Annotated in this window: 8 protein-coding genes; all 8 read left to right on the top strand. The window is 36.6% G+C overall.

Translation table 11 applies throughout. The features are described 5' to 3' along the window. Nucleotides 1–226: 226 nt before the first annotated feature. The 8 genes from DVW83_RS14070 (at nucleotide 227) to DVW83_RS14035 (ending at nucleotide 4,878) form a co-directional block, all read left to right on the top strand. The gene (locus DVW83_RS14070; protein WP_137239576.1) at nucleotides 227–745 is read left to right on the top strand and encodes a hypothetical protein; all 519 of its coding nucleotides are present in this window, start codon (nucleotides 227–229) and stop codon (nucleotides 743–745) included. Next, nucleotides 742–1,407, top strand: a complete 666-nt coding sequence (locus DVW83_RS14065; protein ID WP_137239574.1) for an AAA family ATPase — start codon at nucleotides 742–744, stop codon at nucleotides 1,405–1,407. Before DVW83_RS14070 ends, DVW83_RS14065 begins: the two co-directional genes overlap by 4 nt. A gap of 1 nt (nucleotide 1,408) precedes the next feature. Next, the gene (locus DVW83_RS14060; protein WP_137239572.1) at nucleotides 1,409–1,951 is read left to right on the top strand and encodes a DUF669 domain-containing protein; all 543 of its coding nucleotides are present in this window, start codon (nucleotides 1,409–1,411) and stop codon (nucleotides 1,949–1,951) included. Between the two features lie 82 nt (nucleotides 1,952–2,033). Then, nucleotides 2,034–2,849: a DUF4373 domain-containing protein gene (locus DVW83_RS15750; RefSeq protein ID WP_238699436.1), complete on the top strand. Its 816-nt coding sequence runs from the start codon at nucleotides 2,034–2,036 to the stop codon at nucleotides 2,847–2,849. After that, on the top strand, nucleotides 2,839–4,080 hold the full coding sequence (locus DVW83_RS14050; protein WP_137239570.1) for a DnaB-like helicase C-terminal domain-containing protein: 1,242 nt from the start codon (nucleotides 2,839–2,841) through the stop codon (nucleotides 4,078–4,080). The genes DVW83_RS15750 and DVW83_RS14050 overlap by 11 nt, the downstream gene beginning before the upstream one ends. Nucleotides 4,081–4,091: 11 nt before the next feature. Next, nucleotides 4,092–4,346 carry a hypothetical protein gene (locus tag DVW83_RS14045; RefSeq protein ID WP_224785480.1) on the top strand — a complete coding sequence of 85 codons (255 nt, stop codon included), beginning with the start codon at nucleotides 4,092–4,094 and terminating at the stop codon, nucleotides 4,344–4,346. Continuing rightward, nucleotides 4,343–4,702, top strand: a complete 360-nt coding sequence (locus tag DVW83_RS14040; RefSeq protein WP_137239568.1) for a DUF1064 domain-containing protein — start codon at nucleotides 4,343–4,345, stop codon at nucleotides 4,700–4,702. The genes DVW83_RS14045 and DVW83_RS14040 overlap by 4 nt, the downstream gene beginning before the upstream one ends. A 14-nt stretch (nucleotides 4,703–4,716) precedes the next feature. Further along, entirely contained in the window at nucleotides 4,717–4,878 is a 162-nt protein-coding gene (locus tag DVW83_RS14035) for an antitoxin (RefSeq protein WP_137239566.1), read from the top strand. The last annotated feature ends 269 nt before the right edge of the window (nucleotides 4,879–5,147 follow it).

The raw sequence follows: 5,147 nt of genomic DNA, 5'->3' as shown, positions 1-5,147 counted from the left end.
TGTGGATTGCACTATTTGTCTTTATGCTTGTAGTAATCTCAAACGCTAATTTGTTTGTAGGTTGTTTATTTGCAGGGCTGATTACTTTGTTAAGTTTGTTAGAAGATTTTACAAAGAAAGAAGGCGCTAGGCATGAATGATTTTAGTACGGCATTAGACAATTGGATAACTACTCCTGATAACGGAGTTCCTCAATATGAAGCACCAATCGATGAGGAGGGTGAAGATGAGTCATTTTGAAGGACATGATTTGGAATGGATCACGAAAAAAATCGAGGAATTGGAACAAGCGAAGAAACATTGGATTGATCAATATGATCTTGAAATTGCACAGCTAACAGAAAGAAAACAACGTGTATGCGCAGATTTACAAAAAGAAATTGATGAAGCAGTAGCTATCCAAAGACAATTGATGGGAAATGCAGAACTAGTCGAAACCAAAAGCTTTGTTTTGACGATGAAGCCTGTAGATTTGCGTAAGCCATCGCAATTTAAATTACAACCATCCAAAGTAAAAGAAGAGAAAGAACAGTTTATTCAATACCTTCGAAACGAACATCCTGAATTAGTCAAAGAATCAACTGAATACAAACCAAAGCAACTAGACATCAAGAAGTTGATTGCTGACGGTGTGTTTCAACTAACGGATGATCTTCGAGTAATAGATGAGAATGGTTGTTATATTCCGAATCTAACAGTTGATATCAAAGAGCCAGAAGTAAAAGTGAAGGTGAAACAATCATGAAATTCTATCCGAATGGAACAGTACCAAAACAAGCGAATATGTACTTTATCTACGGTGATGGTGGTACAGGGAAAACTTCACTAGCGAAACAATTTGAAGGAAACAAAATGCTTTTTAGTTTTGATTTATCAACGAACGTATTAATTGGAGAAAAAGATATCTCTGTTGTTCAGTTAGAAAGTGGAGATGCACCGAATATCCAATCTTTAATTGATCAATGGGTATTAAAAGCATTGAGTAAACCAGAATACGAAGTGATTATCTTAGACAATATGACTGCGTTACAAAATTTAGTACTGGAAAATATTGACGGAGCTTCACGAGACGGACGTCAAAATTATCAGAAATTGCAACTATGGTTCAGACAATTAGGAACAAAATTAAGAGAGAGCAACAAAACTATTTATGCAACTGCACACCAAGTTGACAATGGTGCTAGCGGATTAGATGGTAAAGGGCGTTTTAGTCCAGATATGAATGAAAAAACTTTTAATGCTTTTACCTCAATGTTTGATTTAGTCGGTCGTATCTATATTGATGATGATAAACGTTTGATTGATTTAAATCCAGAAAACGGGAATCATGCGAAAAATAGAATCGATGATCGCAAGCTTATCGAAGCGAAGGAACTAATAAATAATCATCAGGAAGAAGGAATTTAATATGGCACTATTTGTAGTAGATTCACAAAATGTTTTAGGTAAATCAGTAAAGGAAGCAGGAAGTTACAATGTGAAAATTCTTCCTGACTCTGAGTATAAAAAAACAAAAGAAAAAAATAAGGATATGGCTACATTTAATTATGAAGTGATCGACGGAAAATATAAAGGTGGAAAAATTCTTTACAACAATGTTGTGTGGGATAACGAAGATATTGAACTTTCTACTAAACGATTTAATACGATTTTAACTGCAATTGGAGTACCGGACGGAACAGCAATTGATAGCATTCAACAATTAGTTAATGCAGCAAAGGGTAAAACGTTAAATATTACGGTTGATTGGGAACATAGTGATTATAACGATCGATGGAATTTATCTGTTAAAGCTTATAACAAACTTGATGAAGAAGGAAGTAAGCCTAACGGTGTAGAGCGTCCTAACGGTAAAGAAGCAAACAAAAACACATTTGCGCAATCACATTCAAATGATCCATTTGCAAGTAGTTCTACGATTGATATTTCAGATGATGACTTTCCCTTTTAATCAACAAACGACATTATTTGATTCAATGAATCCACCATTATAGCGAGAGATTTTTCTCTCGCTTGTCTAAGGAGGTGATAGTGTGGCGAGGCCATATAAACAAGGCGTTGACTATTACTCACTAGATGTTGATTTTTTGAAAGACATTAAGTACCGAAAAATTCGTAGGTCGTGTGGATCACAAACTTGTGAAATACTACTTTGCCTGCTCAGCTATATCTATGGAGACATGGGATATTTCTTGCGGTGGGATGAAGATTCGGCGTTCTTAGTTGCTGACGATGTTGGGGCGAAAGAGGGTCTAGTAGAAGAAGTTGTATCCAAAGCGATTCAAGTAGGATTTTTTGACCGTGAAATGTATGAAAAATACAAAATTTTAACATCAAATGGTATTCAGAAGAGATATAAATTGATGACAACCAAACGAAAAGAAGTATCGATGAAAAAAGAGTATTTAGTTAATGACGGTAATAACTCAGTTAATGGAGGTAATAACCTCACTTCAACTGTAGTTAACGGTGTCGATAATACACAAAGAGAAAAAGAAAGAGAAAGTAAATTAAATAATATATCGCCAACCACGCCAAAAATGGCGAAGTCGGCAGAGTTAGAATCTGATTTTGAGAAACTTTGGAATTTGTACCCAAGAAAAGAACGTAAAGCAGATGCATTCAAAGCATACAAGAAAGCAATCAAAGCAGGTACAACGAACAAAGAAATACAAGATGGCATCGTTGCTTATAATCGATCAGTTGTAAACACAGACAAACAGTATATTGCACAAGGTGGTACTTGGTTTAATCAACAGCGTTGGCAAGACGAAGTAGATAAACCAGTACATCATACACAAGGATTTCAAGATAACTACGACGAGGTGATGAAAGCTTATGAACAATGAGTTAGCGTTAGTTGCCAGTTTGCTAAAAGAGCCAAAATGTCTGACAGAGTACGAAATCAATCCTAAATGGTTCGTTAATAAGTATTGTCAACAAGTGCTAAAAGCTTTGAACAACCTAAAAGGCGCTAGCTATCAATTAAAAGACGTTTACCGTGAAATGCAAGCAATTAACTTGTTAAACAGTGGTACGCTAGAAGACTTAGATACGCTCGTAGGTAATGCGCCAGAAGACGATATAACAGCACATTTAGTCTACTTCGTGAAAAAAGATTATATCGATCGAGAACTTGCCAATACAGCGAAAGAATTTGCTTTAAACAGTACGGAGGGGCTAGCCGAAAAGTTACAGGGATTACTTTCAGAAAAAAACGCGTTAAAGCAGAACAAACCTAACGGCAGATTAGACAATGTTTACCAAGAGTTTTTAGGCTTGATTGACACAGAGAAGCCTTTGTTACAAACATTTGATAAGCTAGATAACTATTTAGGCGGTGGCTTAAGTGGTGGTCAATTAGTCGTGATAGGTGCTAGACCAGCAGTTGGGAAAACAGCTTTAGGAATAAGTATGGCAATGGAAATTTTGCAAAAGAACGAAGGAACAACGGTCGATTTCTTTACACTAGAAATGACTGCATGGCAGTTGACTGCTCGTTTTGTATCTAGAAAAGCAAAGATCAACTCTATCTTGTTTAGAAATCCGCATAACTTGTCTGAAAAGAATCAGCAGATGAGTAAACAGGCGTTCCAAGAAATTATGAAACATGATTTAAGGGTATACGGTGCAGAGTATGAACAATTGAATGATATTAAGCAAGTGATTCGTAAACGAGCAAAAGGTAAAGCTGGTAGATACGTGGCGTTTATTGATTATGCAGGTCTGGTTGGTGTAACTGATAGTCGAAAAACAGAACGACAAGTCATGAATGAAGTGACAAGAACATTGAAATTATTGACTAATGAACTGGACATTACAATCATTCTTTTTGCACAGTTGAATCGTGGAATAGATCAACGAGTAGAAAAGAAACCAACCTTAGCAGATTTAAAAGAGTCTGGCAGTTTAGAACAAGATGCGAATGTCGTTTTGTTGTTATCAAGGAATGAACAAAATGAAAAGATTATTGATTGTCAGATTGCTAAAAATCGTGAAGGAATGACTGGGTGCGTACCGTTCAAATTTATCCCACAGTTTATGGATTTTTCCATCGATTATGACTTTAGATATAGCTAGGAAGTGAGGCCATGTATAAAGAACGAGAAAAATATCGGATGTCTGGTATGGAGTACAAACAAATTTTACAGGAAAACAAATTATACCGTAGCGAACTGGTGCAGTTGCTTGAACAACAAGTAAAGATTTTGCAAGAAAATCAGATGTACGATGAAGCAGAAGAAGCGAAATGGTTGGCTATCGGCATTGCAGAAGATGAGAAGAAGCAAGGATATGGCTATCTTGAGAATGCTAGATATCAACCGGTAAAAGGAGTGATCGCATGAACAAATATCGTAATCGTAAAACAGTTCATCGTGGAATCAAATTCGATTCGGTCGCAGAAGCAGAATACTACGATCTAGCAGTGTGGCAAGCAGAAGCGAACGGATGGAAAGTGAAACTTCAGGAAAGGTTCGAACTGTTGGCAAAATTTGAATTAGAAGGCAAGAAGTACCGAAAAATCGAATATATCCCCGACTTCACGTTTTACAAAAACGGCAAACTTGTCAAAGTCGTAGATGTCAAAGGAATGCAGACGAAAGATTTTAAAATCAAAGCGAAACTGTTCTGCCATCGTTATCAAGTGCCGTTGATATTAGCTAAAAAATATCGGAATACGTTCAAAGAAGAACGGTTTTAACGAGGTGATCCATCATGACAACAGAAGAAGTAATTCAAATGCGAATTCGAAGCATCCGACGTGAGATTGACGATCTGGAACGAACAAAGACAGTGATGGTCAATGAAACGGCGAGAAAGGCAATCGATTTGCACATAGAGAATTTGAGAAGGGAAATTCATAGATTGGAGAGATAACGATGGCTCATTTTGTCATTAAGTATCGTGGGGAAGCCATTAAAGCAGTCTGTTATGAAAATAAGCTTAGGAAACCATCGAAACCTATCAAAGAAAATCAGGCGTGGATGAGAAAAGTCAACAAGAAATGATAGTTAGAAATGAAAAACAATAAATTGTCCGAGAAAGCGGACAAAAAACGGTAAGGAGGATCATCAGTGAAAAACAAAGTCGCATATCGAATGATGCTAGAGCGCTTGAACAGTCGTGCGTGGGAAGAAAATGACGAG

The organism is Enterococcus sp. VV15 (assembly GCF_005236045.1).
Taxonomy (GTDB): Bacteria; Bacillota; Bacilli; order Lactobacillales; family Enterococcaceae; genus Enterococcus_B; species Enterococcus_B durans.
The sequence above is the reverse complement of the archived record's forward strand: the minus strand, read 5'-3'. Positions and strand labels throughout refer to the sequence as shown.